We start from the raw sequence: 20,527 nt of genomic DNA, 5'->3' as shown, positions 1-20,527 counted from the left end.
GATGCGACCCGGACATGACGAAGGCGGCGAGGCGGAACGTGCCAGGACCCATAGAGGACTACGCGATCATCGGCGATCTGCAGACCGCCGCCCTGGTGGGCCTGGACGGCTCCATCGACTGGCTGTGCCTGCCCCGCTTCGACTCGGCCGCCTGCTTCGCGGCCCTGCTCGGCGACAGCGACAATGGCCGGTGGCGACTGGCCCCGCGCGAGGGGGAGCGGTGCTCGTACCGCAGCTATCGCGGTGACACGCTGGTCCTCGACACGTTCTGGGAGACCCCGACCGGCACCGTCAAGGTCACCGACTTCATGCCGCAGCGCGACCGCGCGCCCGACGTGGTCCGGATCGTCGAGGGCGTGACCGGCGAGGTCGCGATGCGCGGTGAGCTGGCGCTGCGCTTCGACTACGGCAGCGTGGTGCCGTGGATGCGGCGTACCGACGGCCACCGGGTGGCGATCGCCGGACCGGACTCGGTGTGGCTGCGCAGCGTCCCGGCGATACCGATGCACGGGCGGAACATGCGGACCTACGCCGACTTCACCGTCACGGCCGGCGAGCGGATCGCCTTCGTACTGACCTGGCACCCCTCGCACGAGAAGCGGCCGCTCCTGGTGGACCCGTACGCCGCGCTGGAGCAGAGCCTGGAGGACTGGGACGCCTGGTCGGCCACCTGCGCCTACGAGGGCCCCTGGCGGCCCGCGGTGCTGCGTTCGATGATCACCCTGAAGGCGCTGACCTACGCGCCCAGCGGTGGGATCGCCGCCGCCGCGACGACCTCGCTGCCCGAGGAGATCGGCGGGGTGCGCAACTGGGACTACCGCTACTGCTGGCTGCGGGACGCCGCCCTCACCCTCAACGCGCTGATCTCCGGCGGTTTCCTGGAGGAGGCCGGCGCCTGGCGGGACTGGCTGCTGCGGGCGGTGGCCGGCGATCCGGCGGACCTCCAGATCATGTACGGCATCGCGGGCGAGCGCCGGCTGCCGGAGTACGAGGTGCCCTGGCTCAAGGGCTATCAGGGCTCCGCGCCGGTCCGGGTCGGCAACGCGGCGGCCGGCCAGCTCCAGCTGGACGTCTACGGCGAGGTGCTGGACTCGCTGTATCTGGCCCGGGAGCGCGGCCTGGACGACGAGGCGCACGCCTGGAATCTGCAGCGGAAGCTGATGGACTTCCTGGAGTCCAAGTGGCGCGAGCCGGACGAGGGCCTGTGGGAGGTACGCGGCGGGCGCAAGCACTTCACGCACTCCAAGGTGATGGCGTGGGTCGCCGCCGACCGCGCGGTGCGCACCATGGAGGCGCACCCCCGGCTCAAGGGCGATCTGACCCGCTGGCGCTCGATGCGGGCCCAGGTGCACGCCGAGGTGTGCGAGAGGGCCTACGACCCGGTCCGCAACACCTTCACCCAGTCGTACGGTTCGGCCGAGCTGGACGCGGCGACCCTGCTGATCCCGCAGGTGGGCTTTCTGCCGGCGACCGACCGCCGGGTGGTGGGCACGGTCGAGGCGGTGCGCCGCGAGCTGGACCACGGCGGCTTCGTCCGCCGCTACACCGCGCGGGGCGGCACGGTGGACGGGCTGCCGGGCGACGAGGGCGCCTTCCTGGCCTGCTCGTTCTGGCTCGCGGACGCGCTGCACGCCATCGGCAGGCGGGACGAGGCGGTGGAGCTCTTCGAGCGGCTGCTGGCGGTGCGCAACGACGTGGGGCTGCTCGCCGAGGAGTGGGACCCGGTGGCGGGCCGCCAGCTCGGCAACTTCCCGCAGGCGTTCAGCCACATCGGGCTGGTCAACACCGCGCTGGCCCTGTCGGGTTCGCAGGGCCGGCTGCCGACGTCGTGAAGTGTCCGGGGCGGGTTCGCTAACTGACCCGCCGGGCGCGGTGTTTGACGGCCCGCAGCCTTGCCTCGGCGGGGAGTTCCCGCAGCCCCGCCGAGGTGCGGGCGTTGGCCAGCACCTCGGCGTCCAGCCCGGCGACCAGGTCCCGCGGCGCGGCGTGCGGGGCCAGGCCGAGGATCAGCCGGGCGAAGGGACCGCCGCGCCGCGGGACCAGCGCCGCGCCCGCCCATTCCACGCCCTCGTACGCCTCCGACTCGGCGACCAGCACGTTCTCCACGGCGCGGCCGCGCAGCAGGGCGCCCTGGCCGTCGCCGCTGTCGATGCGCAGCTGGCGCAGCCGCCGGGTGTGGGCCTGGCCCAGCAGCCACCACAGCATGCCGAGGAAGACGACCGCGAGCGAGGCGATGCCGACCGGCCACCACCAGTCGCGCGAGCGGTAGAGGGTCCGGTCGTGGTTGGTGAGCAGTACGTCCTTCGGGCCGCTGAAGGGCCAGGACGGGGGCAGCGTGAAGTCCCAGTGCCGCTGGAGGTTCAGACTGCCGATCAGGACGGCGACCCCCAGGGCGAGCAGCACCAGGCCGACGAGGGCGAGCAGGATCCGGTTGACCGTGACGCGGCGCATCGGCCTTCTCCTCACGCCTTCTTGTCGGCGCGCTCGACACGCACGCGCAGGTCGGGTGGCTCGGCGAGTCCGAGCTGGTGTACCGCCTGGTCCAGTGCCCGGTCCAGGTCACGCCGTACGTCCGCCAGGTCGCGGAAGTGCGAGGCGGCGTGGACCTTGACCCGGCCGCGGCCGACGGCGACCCGGGCCGAGCGGATCCCGGCCACCTCCATCGCCCGGTCGCGCAGCACGAGCGCGGCGGCGTGCCGGTCGAGTCCGGCCCGTACGCCGCCGGCGCCGGCCCGGGCCATCGGCAGCACGCCGCGCTCGCCGGGGGTGAGCGCGAGCACCAGCAGCCACAGGCCCAGCAGGGCGCAGACGATGGCGCCCAGGATGATCCACACGTTGTCCAGGTGGCGGGTGGCGAGCTGCTCGGCGAGGGTCTTGCGCCAGCTCATCGCCTTGCGGCCGGCCCGCACCGACGACACGTCGTACAGGAACAGCCCCGACAGCGCGAAGACGCAGGCGGCGGTGATCGCCGAGGGCACCCGGCGCGGCGACCAGAAGCGCTTGGTCTGCGCCTCGCCCGCCTCGTCGTCCGCCGGGGCTTCCTGCTCGTCGACCGCTCCCGCGTACCGGAGGCTGCCCACCGGCTCGCTGCCGGGGGCATGGGCGCCGATGGTCGTGGGCATCTCACGGGTGGGTTCGTCGTCCCGCTCCGGCCGCTCGGGCGGACCGCTGTGGCTCACCGCACCCTCCCGTCGTTCGCCCGGCGGACGGACGCCGAGTGCAGCCGCTCGATCTCGACCGCCAGCTCGGGAACGGCCAGCCCCGTCAGCGCCTCGACCCGGCTGCCGACATGACGGCGTACCGACGCGCTCACCGCCCCGAGGTCGGCCGGATAGCCGAGCTCCAGGGTGAGCCGCAGCCGCGCGGTGTCCCGGCGGATCGACACGGTGGCGTGCGGGACGGCGTCGCGCGGCACCAGCTCGGCCCCGGGCGCCTCGGCCAGCACCTCACCGGCCGCGTACGAGGCGATCTTGGCGACCACCCGGTCCGCGATCCGCAGTGAGCCGCGCTCGGCGGGCGGCAGCTGCTGGGGGACGGGCGCCGCCATCAGCGCCGCCGGTCACGATCACGGTCGCGGTCACGCGGACGGAAGAACTCGCCCAGTTCGTAGTCGCCGTCGAAGAACTTGCCCACCAAGAAGCCGATCGCGCCGAGTCCCGCCACCAGGCAGAAGGCGCCGAATCCGCCGAAGAATCCGGCGAAAGCGAGCACCATCCCGACGGCCAGGCCGATCACCGCCATGCTCATTCCGCGCTCTCCGTCCCCTGGTGAATCCCCTGGTACATCCGCTGGTCCGTCCCCTGCTCCGCGCACCGGCACGTGCTCCGGTCCTTCGTCCGCCGCACGGCCCGCGCGCCGCGACGGGTCCCGCTACTGGACCCGTTGCTCACGGTCGTCCTCGTCCTCCTCGTCGGGGAGCTTCACATCGCCGACGGCGACATTGACCTCGACCACTTCCAGTCCGGTCATCCGCTCCACCGCCGCGATCACGTTCTCCCGCACGGCGCGGGCGACATCCATGATCGAGACGCCGTAGTCGACCACGATGTCCAGGTCGAGCGCGGTCTGCACCTCGCCGACCTCGGCCTTGACGCCCCGGCTCACCGAAGTCCTGCCGCCGGGCACCCGGTCGCGGACCGCGCCGAACGTACGGGTCAGGCCGGTGCCCATCGCGTGCACGCCCACCACGTCCCGGGCGGCGAGTCCGGCGATCTTCTCCACCACGCCGTCGGCGATGGTGGTCCGCCCACGGCCCGCCGGCGGACCGAGGACCTTGCGACCCGGGTCGCCGGGGCCGCCCTTCTCCAGCGTCCGGCCCCCGCTGGGATATGACGGGCCGTCCGGTTCCGGCCTGCCCTGCTCTGCGTCGGTCATCGCGAGTCGTCCCTTCGTATGGGCTGCTCCGTGTTCCACACTAGGCGGACGTGTCCCGAAGCGCTCCGGGGATGCGTCCGAAGGGTTCCGCCGACCCCCCGTTCGAGTGGTCGGCCCACGGAAGGCGATGCCTGGTGACCATGGACCGACTGACCCGCGGTGTACGGGAGCAGCTCGCCCTGGGACGGCTCCTTCCGCTCGGCGAGGCCGAGGACGCGGTGTGGATCACCGAGAGCGCGGCGGTGCGGGCGCTGCGGCGGGCGGTGGCCGGCATGTCCGGGGTGCGGCTGCGCGAGGTCGAGGTGCTGCCGGCGGACCCGGACGAGGCGGAGGTGCCGGCCGTGGCGCCGGCCGGCGCGCTGCCGCATCTGCCGGTCCGGGTCGAGGCGGCCTTCGACGCGGCGGCCGACGAGCCGCTGCCGCTGACCGCGCAGCGGCTGCGGGACGTGCTGTGGGAGGCGGCGGCGGAAGGGGTGGGGCTGGCCGTGGCGGCGGTGGACCTGCGGATCACCGGGCTGCTGGAGGACGTCCCGGCGCTGCCGCCGGGCGAGGTGGTCGAAGGCGTCGTCCTGCCGGAACCGGAGGAGATCCCGCCGGTCGGGGCGCCGGACGCCCCGGCCGCGGTCGGCGCCGCCGCCGCTGCGGTCCTCGGCGTGCGGCGCCTGACGCGCCGGCTGGCCGGCCTGGGGCCGGGCGTCCGGGTCCGCGACCTGCCCGAGACCGCTCCCATGACCCGTCAGGTGCAGGTCCAGATCGCCGTCGCCGCCGGCCACAAGCCGCTGGTGGTGGCCCGCGCGGTCGTCGCCGCCGTCGCCTCGGCCGCGGCCCCGGGCGCCCCGGGGCCGGTGGAGGTGGCCGTCGTGGTGACGGACGTGGGCTGAGCCATGCGGGCGGGCTCCCCCGCTACTCCCCCAGCCCCGCGAGGTCGCGCAGCCGGCGCCCCTGGGCGGCGCGTTCGGCCGCGTACTGCTGCGGTTCGGTACGGGTCAGGGCGCCGCGCAGCAGCCCCTTGGTCTCGTTGACCGCGTCGCGGGCCGGCCCGAGGAGCGCCGCCACGAGATCGGCGACCGCCGCGTCGAGTTCGGCGGCGGGCACGACCGCGTTGGCCAGGCCGGTGCGCTCGGCCTCCTCGGCGCGGACGAAACGGCCGGTGACGCACATCTCCAGCGCGCGGGCGTAGCCGACCAGCTCCACCAGTGGCCTGGTGCCGGTGAGATCGGGTACCAGGCCGAGCCCGGTCTCCCGCATGGCGAACTGGACGTCGTCGGCGCAGACCCGGAGATCGCAGGCCAGCGCGAGCTGGAAACCGGCGCCGATGGCATGGCCGCGCACGGCGGCGACCGTGATCAGGTCGGTGCGGCGCCACCAGGTGAAGGCCTCCTGGTACTCCGCGATGACCGCGTCGAGTTCGGCCTCCGGACGGCGCGCCAGCTCCAGGAAGGAGGGCTCGCCGTCGAAACCCTTGGGCGTGAACGCCTGACGGTCCAGCCCGGCGGAGAAGGAGATCCCCTCGCCGCGCAGCACGACGACCCTCACCTGCCCCGGCAGCAGCCGCCCCGCCTCGGTCAGCGCCCGCCACAGGGCGGGCGACTGGGCGTTGCGCCGGGCCGGGGCGCACAACGTGACATGGGCGACGGCGTCGTCGACCGTGAGCCGGACCCCGTCACGTTCGAGCAGGGGCATGACGGGCATGACGTCGGGCATCGAGAACCTCCGAGCGGACCGCGGACATGATTACCGAAGAGTAACCTTCCGGGTCCGGCGGACACCGCCCGGCCCCTCGCGGGGTCAGGCGGCAGCGGCCTTCTTGCCCCGTGTCGCGCCGCCGCGCCCTCGCAGGGTCACGCCGGACTCACTGAGCATCCGGTGCACGAATCCGTAGGAGCGGCCGGTCTCTTCGGCCAGCGCCCGGATACTCGCACCGGAGTCGTACTTCTTCTTCAGGTCCGCCGCGAGCTTCTCGCGCGCGGCGCCGGTTACCCGGCTGCCCTTCTTCAGAGTCTCGGCCACCCGTGCCTCCTCTAGGGAAGTGCGCTATGGAACTCTCATGATCACCCCTCGGCGCGTTCCTGGCCACCCATTCGACAAGGTCGATCGCGGGACATTCGCCCGCTGAATGCCGGGAAAGCGGCTCCGGAACGGGCGCGGCGGGAAATTCGCGCCGCCGGCATTCCGGCGGGGGTCCGGACCCCGGAGAATACTGGCAGGTCAGGAGTGGTCGGTAAGGAGTTCACCGACGTCACACCACTGATCACCGGCTCCGGCGGTGCCGCGGGGCCCCGCGGCACCGGTACCAGCCGGACTCATACAGATGAAGGATCACCGATGGGCCGAATGATCCAATCGACATGATCATCCGACCGCCGGGGGACCGCCGGGGCCCCGCGGTCCTCGGGCCGGCGCCACCCTCACACCGGCCCGACCGTCACGCCAGGGCCACCAGATCCACGTAGTGCTGGCTCCACAGGTCCTCGACCCCGTCCGGCAGCAGGATGATCCGCTCCGGCTGGAGGGCCTCCACCGCGCCCTCGTCGTGGGTCACCAGGACCACCGCGCCGGTGAAGGTGTGCAGCGCGCCCAGGATCTCCTCACGGCTGGCCGGGTCGAGGTTGTTGGTGGGCTCGTCCAGCAGCAGCACATTGGCGCTGGAGGACACCAGCGCGGCCAGTGCCAGCCGGGTCTTCTCACCGCCGGACAGCACACCGGCCGGCTTGTCCACGTCGTCGCCGGAGAACAGGAAGGAGCCGAGGATCTTGCGGATCTCGGCCAGGTCGGTGTCGGGCGCGGAGGACCGCATGTTCTCCAGCACCGTCCGCTGCGGGTCGAGCGTCTCGTGCTCCTGGGCGTAGTAGCCCAGCTTGAGGCCGTGCCCGGGGGTGACCTCGCCGGTGTCGGCCTTCTCCACCCCGGCCAGCAGGCGCAGCAGCGTGGTCTTGCCGGCGCCGTTGAGACCGAGGATGACCACCCGGGAGCCGCGGTCGATGGCCAGGTCGACGTCGGTGAAGATCTCCAGCGAGCCGTAGGACTTCGACAGCCCGGAGGCCATCAGCGGGGTCTTGCCGCAGGGCGCGGGATCGGGGAAGCGCAGTTTGGCGACCTTGTCGGAGGCGCGGACCGCCTCCAGCCCGGCCAGCAGCTTCTCCGCGCGCCGTGCCATGTTCTGCGCGGCGACGGTCTTGGTGGCCTTCGCACGCATCTTGTCGGCCTGGGTATTCAGCGCGGAGGCCTTCTTCTCGGCGTTCGCCCGCTCGCGCTTGCGGCGCTTCTCGTCGGCTTCGCGCTGCTGCTGATAAAGCTTCCAGCCCATGTTGTAGACATCGATCTGGGACCGGTTGGCGTCGAGATAGAAGACCTTGTTGACGACCGTCTCGATGAGGTTCACATCGTGGGAGATGACGATGAATCCGCCGCGGTACGTCTTCAGGTAGTCGCGCAGCCAGGCGATGGAGTCGGCGTCGAGGTGGTTGGTCGGCTCGTCCAGCAGCAGGGTGTCGGCGTCCGAGAACAGGATCCGGGCCAGCTCGACCCGGCGGCGCTGGCCGCCGGACAGGGTGTGCAGCTGCTGGCCGAGCACCCGGTCGGGCAGGCCCAGCGCGGCGGCGATGGTGGCGGCCTCGGCCTCGGCGGCGTAACCGCCCTTGGTCAGGAACTCCGTTTCCAGGCGCGAGTACTTCTTCATCGCGTTCGCCTGGGTGGCGCCCTTCCCGTTGGCCATCCGCTCCTCGTTCTCCCGCATCTTGCGCAGGACGGTGTCGAGGCCGCGGGCGGACAGGATGCGGTCGCTGGCGAGGGTCTCCAGGTCGCCGGTGCGCGGGTCCTGCGGGAGGTAGCCGACCTCGCCGCTGCACGTCACGCTGCCGGCGGCGGGCTGGCCCTCGCCGGCCAGCACCTTGGTCAGGGTGGTCTTGCCGGCTCCGTTGCGGCCGACCAGGCCGATGCGGTCGCCCTTGGCGACACGGAAGGAGGTGGACTCGATGAGGATGCGGGCGCCGGCGCGCAATTCGATACCGGTGGCAGTGATCACGGGAAAAGCTCCAGGGCGATGCGGACGACGGTCAGGGGGCGTCGAGGTGGCACGCCGCGGCTAATCGAGGAGGAAAACTGCCATGCCGCCATTCTACTGGGGTCCGGCAACCGATGTGCCGGGCCCCGGGTGCGGACCGCGGCCGGCCGCACCGGGCGGGCGGGACGGACCGCCGCGACAGGGCCCGCGACACCGCCGGCCGGGCCGGGGCGGGCCGCCGCCGGGCGTCCGGCCCTCACGCCTCCCCGGTGTGCACCTGGAACGCGGCCCTGCGCATCGCCTTGGCCACCGCCGGGTCGGGATGGGCGGCGGCCAGGGCGACCAGGACCTGCACGGTCCGCGGGTGCCCGACGTTGCGGACCTCTTCCAGCAGGCCGGGGACCGAGCCCTGCACGGCCGTCTCCAGATGGCTCACCAGCAGGTGGTCCTCGCCGTGGTCGGCGACGGCCGCCGCGGTGTCCACCCACAGCCAGGTGGCCTCCTCGCGGGTCAGCAGCCCGGTGGCGTCGTCCGGATCGCCGCCGCCGTGCTCGGCCAGCCACAGCACCGCGTACGGCCGGAGCACCGGCTCGTCCACCCCGGCCCGTACCGCGGCCTCGGCCGGATCGCCGACCACCCGCAGCGCCTCGAAGGCCAGGCCGCGCAGCAGGGCGTCGTCGCCGCGGGCGGTCTCCAGGAGTTCGGCGACGGCGGGGGCGATCGGACGGGCCGCCAGCCAGGCGCGGTACTCGGCGCGGGCCGGGCCCGGGGACAGGCGGGCGCAGGCGCGCAGCATCGTCTCGGCGGACTGCTCCATGTGCCCGGCCGGGCCCTGGGCGGCCACGCAGATCTGCTCCAGCTTGACCCAGACCGCCCAACTGCCCAGCGGGGTCAGCGCCACCTCGTCCGGGCGGCGCGGATCGCGCGGGCCGAGCGCGCCGACGAGGGCGGCCGCCTCCAGGGTCCAGTCGAGCAGCGCGGGCAGCGGGTCGTGGGCGCCGTCGGTGGGCGGTTCGTGGCGCTCGGAGCGGAGTTCGGCGACGCGCTGGCGCAGCAGGTCCAGCAGGATCTCGATCGGCACCGGGCCGTTCGACAGGTGCAGGAAGGAGAGCAACTGCGGTGCGGCCTCGATGACTTCGGCGACCAGCGCCGCGTCGGGACCGGAGGATCCCGGTGTCTGGGCCGTGTCGCCGCCAAGCCGGAAGGGGTGCGCCAGCGACCAGGCGTCGAAGAGCGCGACCCAGCCGCGCAGCACCGCCGTGTCGTCGTTGTCCCAGGCGCGCAGCCGCCAGCCTGGCCGGGCGGCGCCGCCGTGCAGTTCGATCAGACCGGCCAACCGGGCCCGGTCCCAGGCGGTACGGATCTGGCCCGGCGTCAAGTCCAGGGCGTCCGCTGCCTCCTTGAGGGTGGCGTCGTCGAGTATGCCGGTCGGCCCCGCGGTGCCCGGGCCGGTGCCGGCCCAGCGGGCGAGCCGTACGGCGGCGCCGAGTTCGATCCGGGCCAGCCGGGCGAGGTCGGGCACCGAGGGCGTGCCCTCAGGGGGGCGCGGAGGTCTGGGCCTGCGCGTCGTGGCGGTCCTGCGGGCGGCGGTGAGCGGCCGGCGGGGGACGATGCGGAGCGGAGTGTCTCGCGGGCTACGGGACGTCACTGGAGCAGTCTCGCCGCTCAGTGCCCGGAATCCCAAACGGGACCGGTCCGCACCCCGGCCAGCGCTCACATGAGCGGGGTCAGAAACCGCCGCAGCGTCTCCTCGTAGCCGTCGGGATCGACGTTCCACATGGCGGCGTGCGGGGCGCCGGGCACCGTGTGCAGGGCGACGAGCTCGGGCCGCCGCTCGGCCAGCTCCCGGGTGTCCTCGAAGGAGGCGAAGGTGTCGTCGGGCCCGTGGATGAGCAGAGTGGGCACGGTCAGCCGCTCCGGCTCGACGGCCTCGGCGTGGCGGGCGCCGTGCTGTCCGGTCCGGCCCTCGGCGGCGCGCACCGCCAGCGGCGTGAGCAGTCCGGGCAGCCGGTGCTGGGTGACCGCGGCCCGTACCGTGGACCGCCAGTCGAGCACCGGCGAGTCCAGGACGAGTCCGGCGACCCGGTCCCGCACCGGCGACTGGTGCAGGGCGCGCAGCGCCATGGTGGCGCCGCTGGACCAGCCGTAGAGCACGATCCGCTCCGCGCCTCGGTCCCGGGCGTAGCGCATGGCCGCGTCCAGGTCGCGCCACTCGGTCTCGCCCAGGTGGCCGATCCGGTCGGGCGAGGCGGGGGCGCCGGGGTCGTTGCGATAGGCCGGTACGAGCACCGGGAAGCCGAAGCGGTGCAGGATCGGCAGCACGTTCAGGGTGTCCTCGCGGGTGGCGCCCACACCGTGCACGGCGATCACCCAGGTGGCCCGTGCGCCGGGCACGAACCAGGCGGGCAGCGCGCCGAGTTCGCCGCGCACCCGCACGTCGGCGTAGTCCAGGGCGAGCGCGCTGGTCGGGTCGCCCGTATAGACCTGCGAGGTGACCCGGACGAAGGTGCCGACGCCCAGTACGCCCTTGTCGACCCGCAGCAGCCGGCGGGTGACCACCCGCGTGTCCTGGCCGACCACCCGGCCGACGGTGGCGTGCACGCCGATGCCGGCCAGGCCGTACACACCGGGCCGGGCGGAGGACTCGGTGCGGTCCAGGGTGACCTGGTCACGGGTGACGGCCCGCACCCGGATCAGGGCCCCGGGCGCGGGTCCGGCGACCGACGGCTTGAGGGCGAACGCGGATCCGTACCGGCCGGCCGCCAGCGCGGCCGTACCGGCACCCACCAAGGTGGTGGCCGTCAGGGCCACCGCGGTTCGAAGGCGCATCCCCTCCAGTGTGAGCGGTCGGCGGCGCGGCTGCCAGGGGGAGACGAGGGTTGGGTGGGGCGGCGGGAAACGGGGTAGGGGAGGTGGTTCGGGGTGGCGGGCGCCGATCGCGCTCCCCGCGTCCCTGCTGGGCGCGGGCCCCGGCTCAGTCCTGCCCGTACCCCTTGAGCTTGGCCGCCGCGCGGGTGATGTCCCGCTGGGACAGGGTGCGCGGGGAGGTGTCGTTGGCGGCCCGGGCCAGCAGCCACACCCGGCACATCCACTCCAGCTGCGCGGTGTGGTCGTAGGCCCGGTCGAGCGTGTCGGCGTGGACGAGGGTGCCGTGGTTGCGCATCAGGCAGCCGGTCCGGTCGCCCAGCGCCTTGAGGACCGCGCCGGCGAGTTCCTCGGTGCCGTACAGCGCGTAGCGGGCGACGTGGATCTGGCCGCCCATCGCGCCGGCCATGTAGTGGATGTTGGGCAGCTTGTCCACCAGCGCGGAGACGGCGGTGGCGTGCGGCGCGTGGGTGTGCACGATCGTCCGGGCCGGTGTCCGACGGTATACGGCCAGATGCATGGGCAGCTCGCTGCTGGGCCGCAGCTCGCCGCGCACCTGCCGTCCGTCGAGGTCCACGGCGACCGCGTCGTCCGGGCCCAGGCGGTGGTACGGGACGCCGGTCGGGGTGATCAGCACCAGATCGCCGACCCGGGCGGAGACATTGCCGGAGGTGCCGACGACCAGTCCGTCGGTCACCGTGCGGCGGGCCGTGTCCACCACGTCCGACCAGGCCTTCTCCACCGCGTCCTGCACCGCGTCGTGCATCGTCGGCCACCTCGCTCGTCGCTCGCCGGGGATCTCGCGCCATCGCAGGGGCATTATGCGGGGCCCGGCCGGTCGGCGACCGGACGGGGCGGATTCACCGGGCCGACCGCCCATGATCGGTTCCGCTTGACATCCCGTTCAGCTTCCGGACATCTCAGCACCTCACGTACGGCGACAGTTCATCTTCCGTTCATCAAAGATCCGTACGTTCGGCTCGCCCCTGCCCGATCCACCGAATCCAGGTCCATGGAACACATCACGCTCCTGATCGGAATCGTGGTCGCCACCGCCCTCGTTTTCGACTTCACGAACGGCTTCCACGACACCGCGAACGCGATGGCCACCACCATCTCGACCGGGGCGATGGGGCCCCGGACGGCGGTGGGCATGTCCGCCGTCCTCAACCTGGTCGGCGCCTTCCTGTCGGTCGAGGTCGCCAGGACCATCTCCGGCGGCATCGTGGACGAGTCGGCCGGCGTACGGCCCGAGGTGATCTTCGCCGGGCTGGTGGGCGCGATCCTGTGGAATCTGCTGACCTGGCTGGCCGGACTGCCGTCGAGTTCCTCGCACGCGCTGTTCGGCGGCCTGATCGGCGCGACGCTGGTCGCGGTCGGGACGCACGGGGTCAACGGCGACGCGGTGGTCATGAAGGTGATCGTCCCGGCGGTGGCCGCGCCGGTGGTGGCAGGGCTGGCCGCGACGCTCGCCACCCGGCTCAGCTACCGGCTGGGCCGCCGCGCCGATCCGGCCGCCACCGCCAAGGGCTACCGCGCCGGGCAGATCGCCTCGGCGGCCCTGGTCTCGCTGGCCCACGGCACCAACGACGCGCAGAAGACGATGGGCGTCATCACGCTGGCGCTGATCACCGGCGGCGCCGTCGCCCCGCACTCCGACCCGCCGCTGTGGGTGATCGTCTCGGCCGGCACCGCGATCGCGCTGGGGACGTATCTGGGCGGCTGGCGGATCATCCGCACCATGGGCCACGGCCTGACCGACATCGAGCCGCAGCAGGGCTTCAGCGCGCAGACCGGCGCCGCGGTCACCATCCTGACCTCCTCCCACCTCGGCTTCGCGCTGTCCACCACGCAGGTCTGCTCCGGCGCGGTGATGGGCGCCGGGCTGGGGCGGCGCGGCGGGGTGGTGCGGTGGAGCACCGCGGGCCGGATGGCCGCCGCGTGGGGGCTGACGCTGCCGGCCGCCGGGCTGGTCGCGGCGGGCGCGGCGCTGCTGGCCGACCGGGGGGACTGGGGAGTGGCCGCGGTCGCGGTGCTGGCCCTCGCCGCCTGCGGCACGGTGTGGACGGTGGCCCGGCGCCGGCCGGTCACCCACGCGAACGTCAACGACCCGCGGCCGGAGGGAGCGGTGACCGGGACCATTACGGCAGTGGTCCCGGCCGCGGGCGCGGCGGGTCAGGCCGGGGGCGCCGGCTCGGTCCAGGCACAGACCCCGGCCCCGGTCTCCCCCGCTTCCCGGCCCACCACGGCCTGAGCCGCCCGGGCCACCCGAGCCACCCGGGCCCCGGCACTTCGCGGGCGTCGTGGGCGTTACGAACCCTTCTCGGCCCTTCTTCGGCAAGGATCCCTGATGAGCATCGACTGGCACGCCCTCGGCACCGTCCTGGCGGTCACCCTCGTCGCGACGGTCGGCCTGGTCGGCGTCTTCACCCTCGGCGTCGTCGGGCTGTCCCGGCAGTCCGCCGCCTGGAGCCGTACCGGCGCGTGTCTCTGCTTCGCCGCCTGCGCGGCGGCGGTCGCGTACGGCATCGACCTGATCGTGGGCTGAGGCCCGGCCGGGACGCCGCCGGGCGGCCCACCGAGGCCCTGACCCGTGCGCTGATCAGGCAAGGCACCGGCGGGAGTTGGTCCCCGGGCCCGGCGGACCGCCCCCGGCCCGGCCGCCGGCCGCCCGCTGTGGACCTCGCCACATTGCGTCGGCGCAGGTCAAGGGCGAGTTGACGGGGTATGGCGGGCATGGTGAACTTCCGGGAGCCATACGGCGGCAGGAGAGGAAGTCCGGTGCGAATCCGGCGCGGTCCCGCCACTGTCACCGGGGAGTGCACTCCCAACCCGTACGTCACGGCCGGTTTTCCGGCTGGAAGACCGGGAGTGCGTAGATCCGGGAGCCAGGAGACTCTCACCGCCGGTCACGTCGAGCCAGGGCGCGGACCCTGAGTGAGGACTTCTGCCATGACCGGCCCACGCATACGTGTTCCCGGCGTTCCCCGTATTCCCGGTATTCCCGGTATTCCCCGCATAGCGCGCGGTGCCCGTACCGCCGTCGCGCACCCTCCGGCTGCCCGACGGTTCCGGGGTCCTTCCCTCCGGAGTGCGACGGCGGCCTGAGGATGCGTGCCGATCGTGTGTTCGGGTACGGCGCCGCTCTCGGTTTTCTCGCCGATCTCGTCGTCGGTGATCCGCGTCGCGGCCATCCCGTCGCCGGGTTCGGGCGGGCGGCGGGCGCGCTGGAGCGGCGGATGTGGCGGGACGACCGGGGCAGCGGCGCGGTGTACGCGGCGCTGTGCGCCGGAGGCGCGGTGGCCGCGGCTGCCGTGGCGCGGCGCGCGGTGGCCTCCTCCCCCGCGCTGTCCGTCGGGCTGACCGCGGCGGTCACCTGGTCGGTGCTGGGCGGGAGTTCACTGGCCCGGGAGGCACGGGCGATCGCGGCGGCGCTGGAGGCGGGGGATCTCGCCGCGGCGCGCGAGCGGCTGCCTCATCTGTGCGGACGGGACCCGCGGGCGCTGGACGCGGACGGGATCGCCCGGGCGGTGGTGGAGTCGGTCGCCGAGAACACCTCCGACGCGGTGGTGGGCGCGCTGGTGTGGGGCGCGCTGGGCGGGGTGCCCGGTCTGGCCGGCTTCCGCGCGGCCAACACCCTGGACGCGATGGTCGGGCACAAGTCCCCCCGCTATCTGCGCTTCGGCTGGGCCGGCGCCCGGCTGGACGACCTGCTCGGCTACCCCGGCGCGCGGCTCACCGCCGCGCTGGCCGCGGCGGCCGGCGGCCACCCCCGCTCCGCGGTGCGCACCTGGCGGGCCGACGCCGCGTCCCATCCAAGCCCCAACGCCGGCCCCGTCGAGGCGGCCTTCGCGGGCGCGCTGCGCCTGCGGCTGGGCGGCACGCTGTCGTACGCGGGCCGGGTCGAGCACCGCCCGGTGCTGGGCGCGTCCTTCCCCCCGCCGGCCGCCGCCGACATCTCCCGGGCGATCCGCCTGTCCCGCCGGGTCGGCGCGCTGGCCCTGGCCGTCTCGATCGCCGTGTCGGTGGGCCTGTCGGCCGCCGCCGCGGCGGGCCGGCCGGACCGCGCGCGGCCGGTCGCGCTGCCCGGAGGTGTCCGGTGAAGGGCCTGCTGGTCGCCGGGACGACGAGCGACGCCGGGAAGAGCGTGCTGACCGCCGGGATCTGCCGGTTCCTGGTGCGCCGAGGGGTACGGGTCGCGCCGTTCAAGGGCCAGAACATGTCGCTGAACTCCTTCGTGACCCGGCAGGGCGCCGAGATCGGGCGGGCGCAGGCGATGCAGGCGCAGGCCGCCCGGGTGGAGCCGTCGGCGCTGATGAACCCGGTGCTGCTGAAGCCGGGCAGCGACCGGAGCAGCCAGGTGATCGTGCTGGGCAAGCCGGTGGGCGAGTTGAGCGCGCGGGGCTATCACGGCGGCAGGCAGCGGGAGTTGCTGGACACCGTGGTGGGGTGCCTGGAGGAGCTGGGGTCGACGTACGACGCCGTCATCTGCGAGGGCGCCGGCAGCCCGGCCGAGATCAATCTGCGCCGTACCGACATCGTGAACATGGCGCTGGCCCGCCGGGCCGCCCTGCCGACCCTGATCGTCGGCGACATCGACCGCGGCGGCGTCTTCGCCTCCTTCTTCGGTACGACCGCGTTGCTCTCCGCCGAGGACCAGGCCCTGGTCTGCGGCTATGTCGTCAACAAGTTCCGCGGCGACCCGGCCCTGCTCCAGCCCGGCCTGGACATGCTGCGCGGGCTCACCGGCCGCCCGACCCTCGGCGTCCTGCCGTACACGCACGGCCTCGGCATCGACGAGGAGGACGGCCTGCGCGTCCCGGTCCGCGGCGCCGTTCGGGACAGCGCCGCGGGCACGCCGCACGGCGAGGATCTGCTGCGGGTCGCGGTCGCCGCGGTCCCGCTGATGTCCAACTTCACCGACCTGGACGCGCTCGCCGCCGAACCGGGCGTCGTCGTACGGTTCGTGGACCGCCCGGAGGAGATGGCGGACGCCGATCTGGTGGTGCTGCCGGGCACCCGGGGCACCGTCAGGGCCCTGGAGTGGCTGCGGGCCCGGGGCCTGGCGCGAGCCGTCGAGGAGCGGGCGGCGCGCGGCCGTCCGGTGCTGGGGATCTGCGGCGGCTACCAGATGCTCGCCGAACGCGTCGAGGACGAGGTGGAGTCGAAGGCGGGTACGGTCCCGGGCCTCGGACTGCTGCCGGTCCGGATACGGTTCGCCGTCGAGAAGACGCTGGCGCGTCCGGACGGCAGCGCCTACGGCGAGCCGGTGGCCGGATACGAGATCCACCACGGCGTGGCCGAACGGACCGGTGGGGGCGAGGCGTTCCTGGACGGCTGCCGGGTCGGCGCGGTGTGGGGCACCCACTGGCACGGCTCGCTGGAGAGCGACGGCTTCCGCCGGGCGTTCCTGCGGGAGGTGGCCGCGACGGCCGGCCGGCGCTTCGTCCCGGCGCCGGACACCGTCTTCGAGGCGCTGCGCGAGGAGCAGTTGGACCGGCTCGGCGATCTGGTCGAGGAGCACATGGACACCGCCGCGCTGCTGCGGCTCATCGAGGACGGCGCGCCCGCCGGCCTCCCCTTCATCGCACCGGGGGCACCATGACCACCGTTCTGCTGCTGTCCACCGCCGACACCGATCTGCTGGCGGCCCGCGCGGCCGGTTCGGCCGGGGCCGCGTACCGGATCGGCAACCCGTCGCGGGTGGACCCGGACACCGAGCTGCCCGCGCTGCTGGACGGCGCCGATCTGGCCGTCGTCCGGCTGCTGGGCGGGCGGCGCACCTGGGAGCGCGGGCTCGATGTGCTGGCCGCCTCCGGCGTGCCGACCGTGCTGCTCGGCGGCGAATCGGTGCCGGACGCCGAGCTGATGGGGCTGTCGTCCGTGCCGGCCGGGGTGGTGGCGCAGGCACTGCGCTATCTGGTCGAGGGCGGCCCGGCCAACCTCGCCGAACTCGCCCGCTTCCTGTCCGACACGGTGCTGATGAGCGGCGAGGGCTTCGAACCGCCGCACGCGATGCCGGAGTTCGGCGTGCACGGCGGCTACGCGGACGAGAGCGGCCGGCCGACGGTCGCGGTCCTCTTCTACCGGGCGCACCAACTGTCGGGGAACACCGCCTTCGTCGACACCCTGTGCGAGGCGATCGAGGCGAAGGGCGCCAACGCCCTGCCGGTGTACTGCGGTTCGCTCCGCAACGCGGACGACGGGCTGTACGAGCTGCTGGGCCGGGCCGACGCGATCGTGACGACGGTACTGGCGTCCGGCGGCACCGTCGCCTCGGCGGCGACCGCGGGCGGCGACGACGAGGCCTGGGACATCGGCGCGCTCGCCGAGCTGGACGTGCCGATCGTCCAGGGCCTGTGCCTGACCTCCTCCCGCAAGACCTGGCAGGAGTCGGACGCCGCGCTGTCCCCCATGGACGCGGCGATGCAGGTGGCGATCCCGGAGTTCGACGGGCGGCTGATCAGCGTGCCCTTCTCCTTCAAGGAGACCGGCGAGGGCGATGTCCCCGTCTATGCGGCCGACCCGGAGCGGGCGGCCAGGGTGGCCGGCATCGCCGTCCGGCACGCCGCGCTGAAGCACAAGCCCAACGCGGGCAAGCACATCGCCCTGGTCTTCACCGCCTACCCGACCAAGCACTCCCGGGTCGGCAACGCGGTCGGCCTCGACACGCCCGCCTCGGCCGTGGGGCTGCTGCGCGCGCTGCGCGACGCCGGCTACACCACCGGTGAATTCCCGGAGGACGGCGACGAGCTGATCCACCGGCTGATCGCGGCCGGCGGCCACGACGTGGAGTGGCTCACCGAGGAACAGCTGGCCACCGCGCCGGCCCGGGTCCCGCTGGCCGACTACCGGCGCTGGTTCGCCACGCTGGACGAGGAGTTGCGGGCCGGAATGCTGGCGCACTGGGGTGAGCCGCCGGGTTCGCTCTACGTGGACGGCTCGGACATCGTGCTGGCCTCGCTGCGGTTCGGCAACGTGGTCATCATGATCCAGCCGCCGCGCGGCTTCGGCGAGAACCCGATCGCGATCTACCACAACCCCGACATGCCGCCCTCGCACCACTATCTGGCGGCGTACCGCTGGCTGGAGACCCGGCCGGAGGACGGCGGTTTCGGCGCCGACGCGATCGTCCACCTCGGCAAGCACGGCACCATGGAGTGGCTGCCCGGCAAGGGCCTCGGGCTGTCCGCGGGCTGCGCGCCCGACGCCGTCCTCGGTGAACTGCCGCTGATCTACCCCTTCATCGTCAACGACCCCGGTGAGGGCACCCAGGCCAAGCGGCGCGGCCACGCCACCGTGGTGGACCATCTGGTGCCCCCGATGGCGCGCGCCGACTCCTACGGCGACCTGGCCAAGCTGGAGCAGCTCCTCGACGAGTACGCCATGGTGAACGACCTCGACCCCACCAAGGCACCGGCGATCCGCAGCCAGATCTGGACCCTGGTGCGGGCCGCGGAACTCCATCACGACCTGCAGGTGGAGGAGCAGCCCGGCGAGGACGACTTCAATGACTTCGTGCTGCATGTCGACGGCTGGCTGTGCGAGATCAAGGATGTCCAGATCCGGGACGGCCTGCATGTCCTCGGCGACGGCCCGGTCCGCGAACCGCGGGTCAACCTGGTGCTGGCGGTGCTGCGTTCGGCCCAGGTGTGGGGCGGGGTGGGCGCGGCGTTCCCCGGGCTGCGGGCCGCGCTCGCCGAGCATTTCGGCCTGGTGGAGAAGGAGTTGCTGGCCGAGCCGGGCGCGCGGGTGGCCGTCCCGGAGGCGCTGACCGCCCTCGCCGACGGCCCGGCCCGTACCGCCTCCGACACGGTGGACCTGCTGGAGCTGCTGGCGCGGCGGCTCGCCGAGGCGATGGAGGCGGCCGACTGGGCGCCCGGCGCGGCCGGGGACGTGGTGCGCGGCGCGCTGGGCGGACGCGACGTCCCGGACGCGGTGCGGGTGCTGGAGTTCGCCGCGACCGAACTCGTACCCCGGCTGGTGCGTACCACCGACGAGATCGACCACATCGTACGGGCGCTGCGCGGCGGTTACGTCCCGGCCGGCCCGTCCGGTTCCCCCACCCGCGGCCTGGTCAACGTGCTGCCCACCGGCCGCAACTTCTACTCCGTCGACCCCAAGGCCATTCCCTCCCGGCTCGCCTGGGACGTCGGCACCGCCCTGGCGGACTCGCTGCTGGCCCGGCACCTCGCGGACACCGGCGCCTACCCCGCGTCGGTCGGCCTGACGGTGTGGGGCACCTCCTGCATGCGCACCCAGGGCGACGACATCGCGGAGATCCTGGCCCTGCTGGGCTGCCGCCCACTGTGGGACGACGCCTCCCGCCGGGTCACCGGCTTCGAGATCGTCCCGCCGCAGGAGCTGGGCCGCCCCCGGATCGACGTCACCGTCCGCATCTCCGGCTTCTTCCGCGACGCCTTCCCGCACGTGGTCGCCCTGGTGGACGACGCGGTACGCGCCGTCGCCGAACTCGACGAGCCCGCCGAGACCAACTACGTCCGGGCGCACGCCGACGAGGACACCGCCGCCCACGGCGACCGCCGCCGCGCCACCGCCCGGATCTTCGGCTCCAAGCCGGGCGCGTACGGCGCGGGCCTGCTGCCGCTCATCGACGCCCGCAACTGGCGCTCCGACGCGGACCTCGCCGAGGTCTACGCGGTGTGGGGCGGCTACGCGTACGGCCGCGGGCTGGACGGGCGCGCGGCGCGCGGCGACATGGAGACCGCGTTCCGCCGGATCCAGGTGGCGGCGAAGAACGTGGACACCAGGGAACACGACATCGCCGACGCGGACGACTACTTCCAGTACCACGGCGGGATGGTGGCGATGGTCCGCCATCTCACCGGCACCTCGCCGGAGGCCTACATCGGCGACAGCGCGCTGACCGACCAGGTGCGCACCCGGACGCTCGGCGAGGAGACCCACCGCGTCTTCCGGGCGCGGGTGGTCAACCCGAAGTGGATGGCGGCGATGCGGCGGCACGGCTACAAGGGCGCCTTCGAGATGGCCGCGACCGTCGACTACCTCTTCGGCTACGACGCGACGGCCGGGGTGGTGGACGACTGGATGTACGAGCGGCTGGCCGCCGAGTACGTCTTCGACCCGGAGAACCAGGAGTTCATGAAGAAGTCCAACCCGTGGGCGCTGCGCGGGGTGACCGAGCGGTTGCTGGAAGCCGCCGACCGCGGCCTGTGGGCGGAGCCTGATCCCGCCACCCTCGACCGCCTCCGGGAGACCTACCTCGCGCTCGAGGGCGATCTGGAGGGGGAGGCATGAGGGACG

The 20,527-nt window shown here is 73.7% G+C and carries 18 protein-coding genes and 1 riboswitch; of the genes, 7 read left to right on the top strand and 11 right to left on the bottom strand.

Features of this window, described 5'->3' with window-relative positions; all coding sequences use genetic code 11:
* Positions 1 to 14 precede the first annotated feature (14 nt).
* On the top strand, positions 15 to 1,832 hold the full coding sequence (locus ACFO3J_RS03410; RefSeq protein WP_386425956.1) for a glycoside hydrolase family 15 protein: 1,818 nt from the start codon (positions 15 to 17) through the stop codon (positions 1,830 to 1,832).
* Positions 1,833 to 1,851: 19 nt separating this feature from the next.
* On the opposite strand, the gene amaP is transcribed toward ACFO3J_RS03410, so the two are convergent.
* The 5 genes from amaP to ACFO3J_RS03385 form a co-directional block, all read right to left on the bottom strand.
* A complete protein-coding gene (gene amaP / locus ACFO3J_RS03405; protein WP_386425954.1) occupies positions 1,852 to 2,451 on the bottom strand; it encodes an alkaline shock response membrane anchor protein AmaP in 600 nt (199 codons plus the stop codon).
* Between the two features lie 11 nt (positions 2,452 to 2,462).
* Entirely contained in the window at positions 2,463 to 3,122 is a 660-nt protein-coding gene (locus ACFO3J_RS03400; RefSeq protein WP_386426048.1) for a DUF6286 domain-containing protein, read from the bottom strand.
* A gap of 53 nt (positions 3,123 to 3,175) precedes the next feature.
* A complete protein-coding gene (locus tag ACFO3J_RS03395) occupies positions 3,176 to 3,547 on the bottom strand; it encodes an Asp23/Gls24 family envelope stress response protein (RefSeq protein ID WP_386425953.1) in 372 nt (123 codons plus the stop codon).
* Positions 3,547 to 3,747, bottom strand: coding sequence for a hypothetical protein (locus tag ACFO3J_RS03390; RefSeq protein WP_386425951.1), 201 nt, complete (start codon positions 3,745 to 3,747; stop codon positions 3,547 to 3,549). The genes ACFO3J_RS03395 and ACFO3J_RS03390 overlap by 1 nt, the downstream gene beginning before the upstream one ends.
* A 123-nt stretch (positions 3,748 to 3,870) precedes the next feature.
* On the bottom strand, positions 3,871 to 4,374 hold the full coding sequence (locus ACFO3J_RS03385; RefSeq protein ID WP_386425949.1) for an Asp23/Gls24 family envelope stress response protein: 504 nt from the start codon (positions 4,372 to 4,374) through the stop codon (positions 3,871 to 3,873).
* A 134-nt stretch (positions 4,375 to 4,508) separates the two neighbouring features.
* Between ACFO3J_RS03385 and ACFO3J_RS03380 the strand changes: the two genes are divergently transcribed.
* The gene (locus ACFO3J_RS03380; RefSeq protein WP_449343637.1) at positions 4,509 to 5,255 is read left to right on the top strand and encodes a nucleopolyhedrovirus P10 family protein; all 747 of its coding nucleotides are present in this window, start codon (positions 4,509 to 4,511) and stop codon (positions 5,253 to 5,255) included.
* A gap of 22 nt (positions 5,256 to 5,277) precedes the next feature.
* Here the strand turns inward: ACFO3J_RS03380 and ACFO3J_RS03375 are convergent, their stop codons facing one another.
* From ACFO3J_RS03375 to ACFO3J_RS03350, 6 genes are all read right to left on the bottom strand, one after another.
* Positions 5,278 to 6,057, bottom strand: a complete 780-nt coding sequence (locus ACFO3J_RS03375; protein ID WP_386426045.1) for an enoyl-CoA hydratase/isomerase family protein — start codon at positions 6,055 to 6,057, stop codon at positions 5,278 to 5,280.
* 105 nt (positions 6,058 to 6,162) lie between these two features.
* Positions 6,163 to 6,384: a helix-turn-helix domain-containing protein gene (locus ACFO3J_RS03370; RefSeq protein ID WP_365384173.1), complete on the bottom strand. Its 222-nt coding sequence runs from the start codon at positions 6,382 to 6,384 to the stop codon at positions 6,163 to 6,165.
* 415 nt (positions 6,385 to 6,799) lie between these two features.
* Complete coding sequence (locus ACFO3J_RS03365) at positions 6,800 to 8,398, bottom strand: ABC-F family ATP-binding cassette domain-containing protein (RefSeq protein ID WP_386425947.1); 1,599 nt, start codon at positions 8,396 to 8,398, stop codon at positions 6,800 to 6,802.
* Between the two features lie 235 nt (positions 8,399 to 8,633).
* A complete protein-coding gene (locus ACFO3J_RS03360; protein ID WP_386425946.1) occupies positions 8,634 to 10,025 on the bottom strand; it encodes a hypothetical protein in 1,392 nt (463 codons plus the stop codon).
* A 65-nt stretch (positions 10,026 to 10,090) separates the two neighbouring features.
* Positions 10,091 to 11,206: an alpha/beta hydrolase gene (locus tag ACFO3J_RS03355; RefSeq protein WP_386425944.1), complete on the bottom strand. Its 1,116-nt coding sequence runs from the start codon at positions 11,204 to 11,206 to the stop codon at positions 10,091 to 10,093.
* Between the two features lie 145 nt (positions 11,207 to 11,351).
* Positions 11,352 to 12,008 (bottom strand): class II aldolase/adducin family protein, encoded by a 657-nt coding sequence (locus ACFO3J_RS03350; RefSeq protein WP_386425943.1) that lies wholly within the window; start codon positions 12,006 to 12,008, stop codon positions 11,352 to 11,354.
* A 246-nt stretch (positions 12,009 to 12,254) separates the two neighbouring features.
* On the opposite strand from ACFO3J_RS03350, the gene ACFO3J_RS03345 reads away from it, so the two are divergent.
* From ACFO3J_RS03345 to cobN, 5 genes are all read left to right on the top strand, one after another.
* Entirely contained in the window at positions 12,255 to 13,496 is a 1,242-nt protein-coding gene (locus ACFO3J_RS03345) for an inorganic phosphate transporter (RefSeq protein WP_386425941.1), read from the top strand.
* 96 nt (positions 13,497 to 13,592) lie between these two features.
* Entirely contained in the window at positions 13,593 to 13,790 is a 198-nt protein-coding gene (locus ACFO3J_RS03340; RefSeq protein WP_386425939.1) for a hypothetical protein, read from the top strand.
* A 222-nt stretch (positions 13,791 to 14,012) separates the two neighbouring features.
* Positions 14,013 to 14,141, top strand: a riboswitch (cobalamin riboswitch).
* Between the two features lie 211 nt (positions 14,142 to 14,352).
* On the top strand, positions 14,353 to 15,345 hold the full coding sequence (locus ACFO3J_RS03335) for a cobalamin biosynthesis protein (RefSeq protein WP_386425938.1): 993 nt from the start codon (positions 14,353 to 14,355) through the stop codon (positions 15,343 to 15,345).
* Positions 15,342 to 16,847, top strand: a complete 1,506-nt coding sequence (locus tag ACFO3J_RS03330) for a cobyric acid synthase (protein ID WP_386425936.1) — start codon at positions 15,342 to 15,344, stop codon at positions 16,845 to 16,847. The genes ACFO3J_RS03335 and ACFO3J_RS03330 overlap by 4 nt, the downstream gene beginning before the upstream one ends.
* On the top strand, positions 16,844 to 20,521 hold the full coding sequence (gene cobN, locus ACFO3J_RS03325; RefSeq protein WP_386425934.1) for a cobaltochelatase subunit CobN: 3,678 nt from the start codon (positions 16,844 to 16,846) through the stop codon (positions 20,519 to 20,521). Before ACFO3J_RS03330 ends, cobN begins: the two co-directional genes overlap by 4 nt.
* Positions 20,522 to 20,527: the final 6 nt, after the last annotated feature.

Source organism: Streptomyces polygonati (assembly GCF_042650325.1).
In the GTDB taxonomy this organism is placed as follows: Bacteria; Actinomycetota; Actinomycetes; order Streptomycetales; family Streptomycetaceae; genus Actinacidiphila; species Actinacidiphila polygonati.
This window is presented reverse-complemented; position numbering and strand designations above follow the sequence as displayed.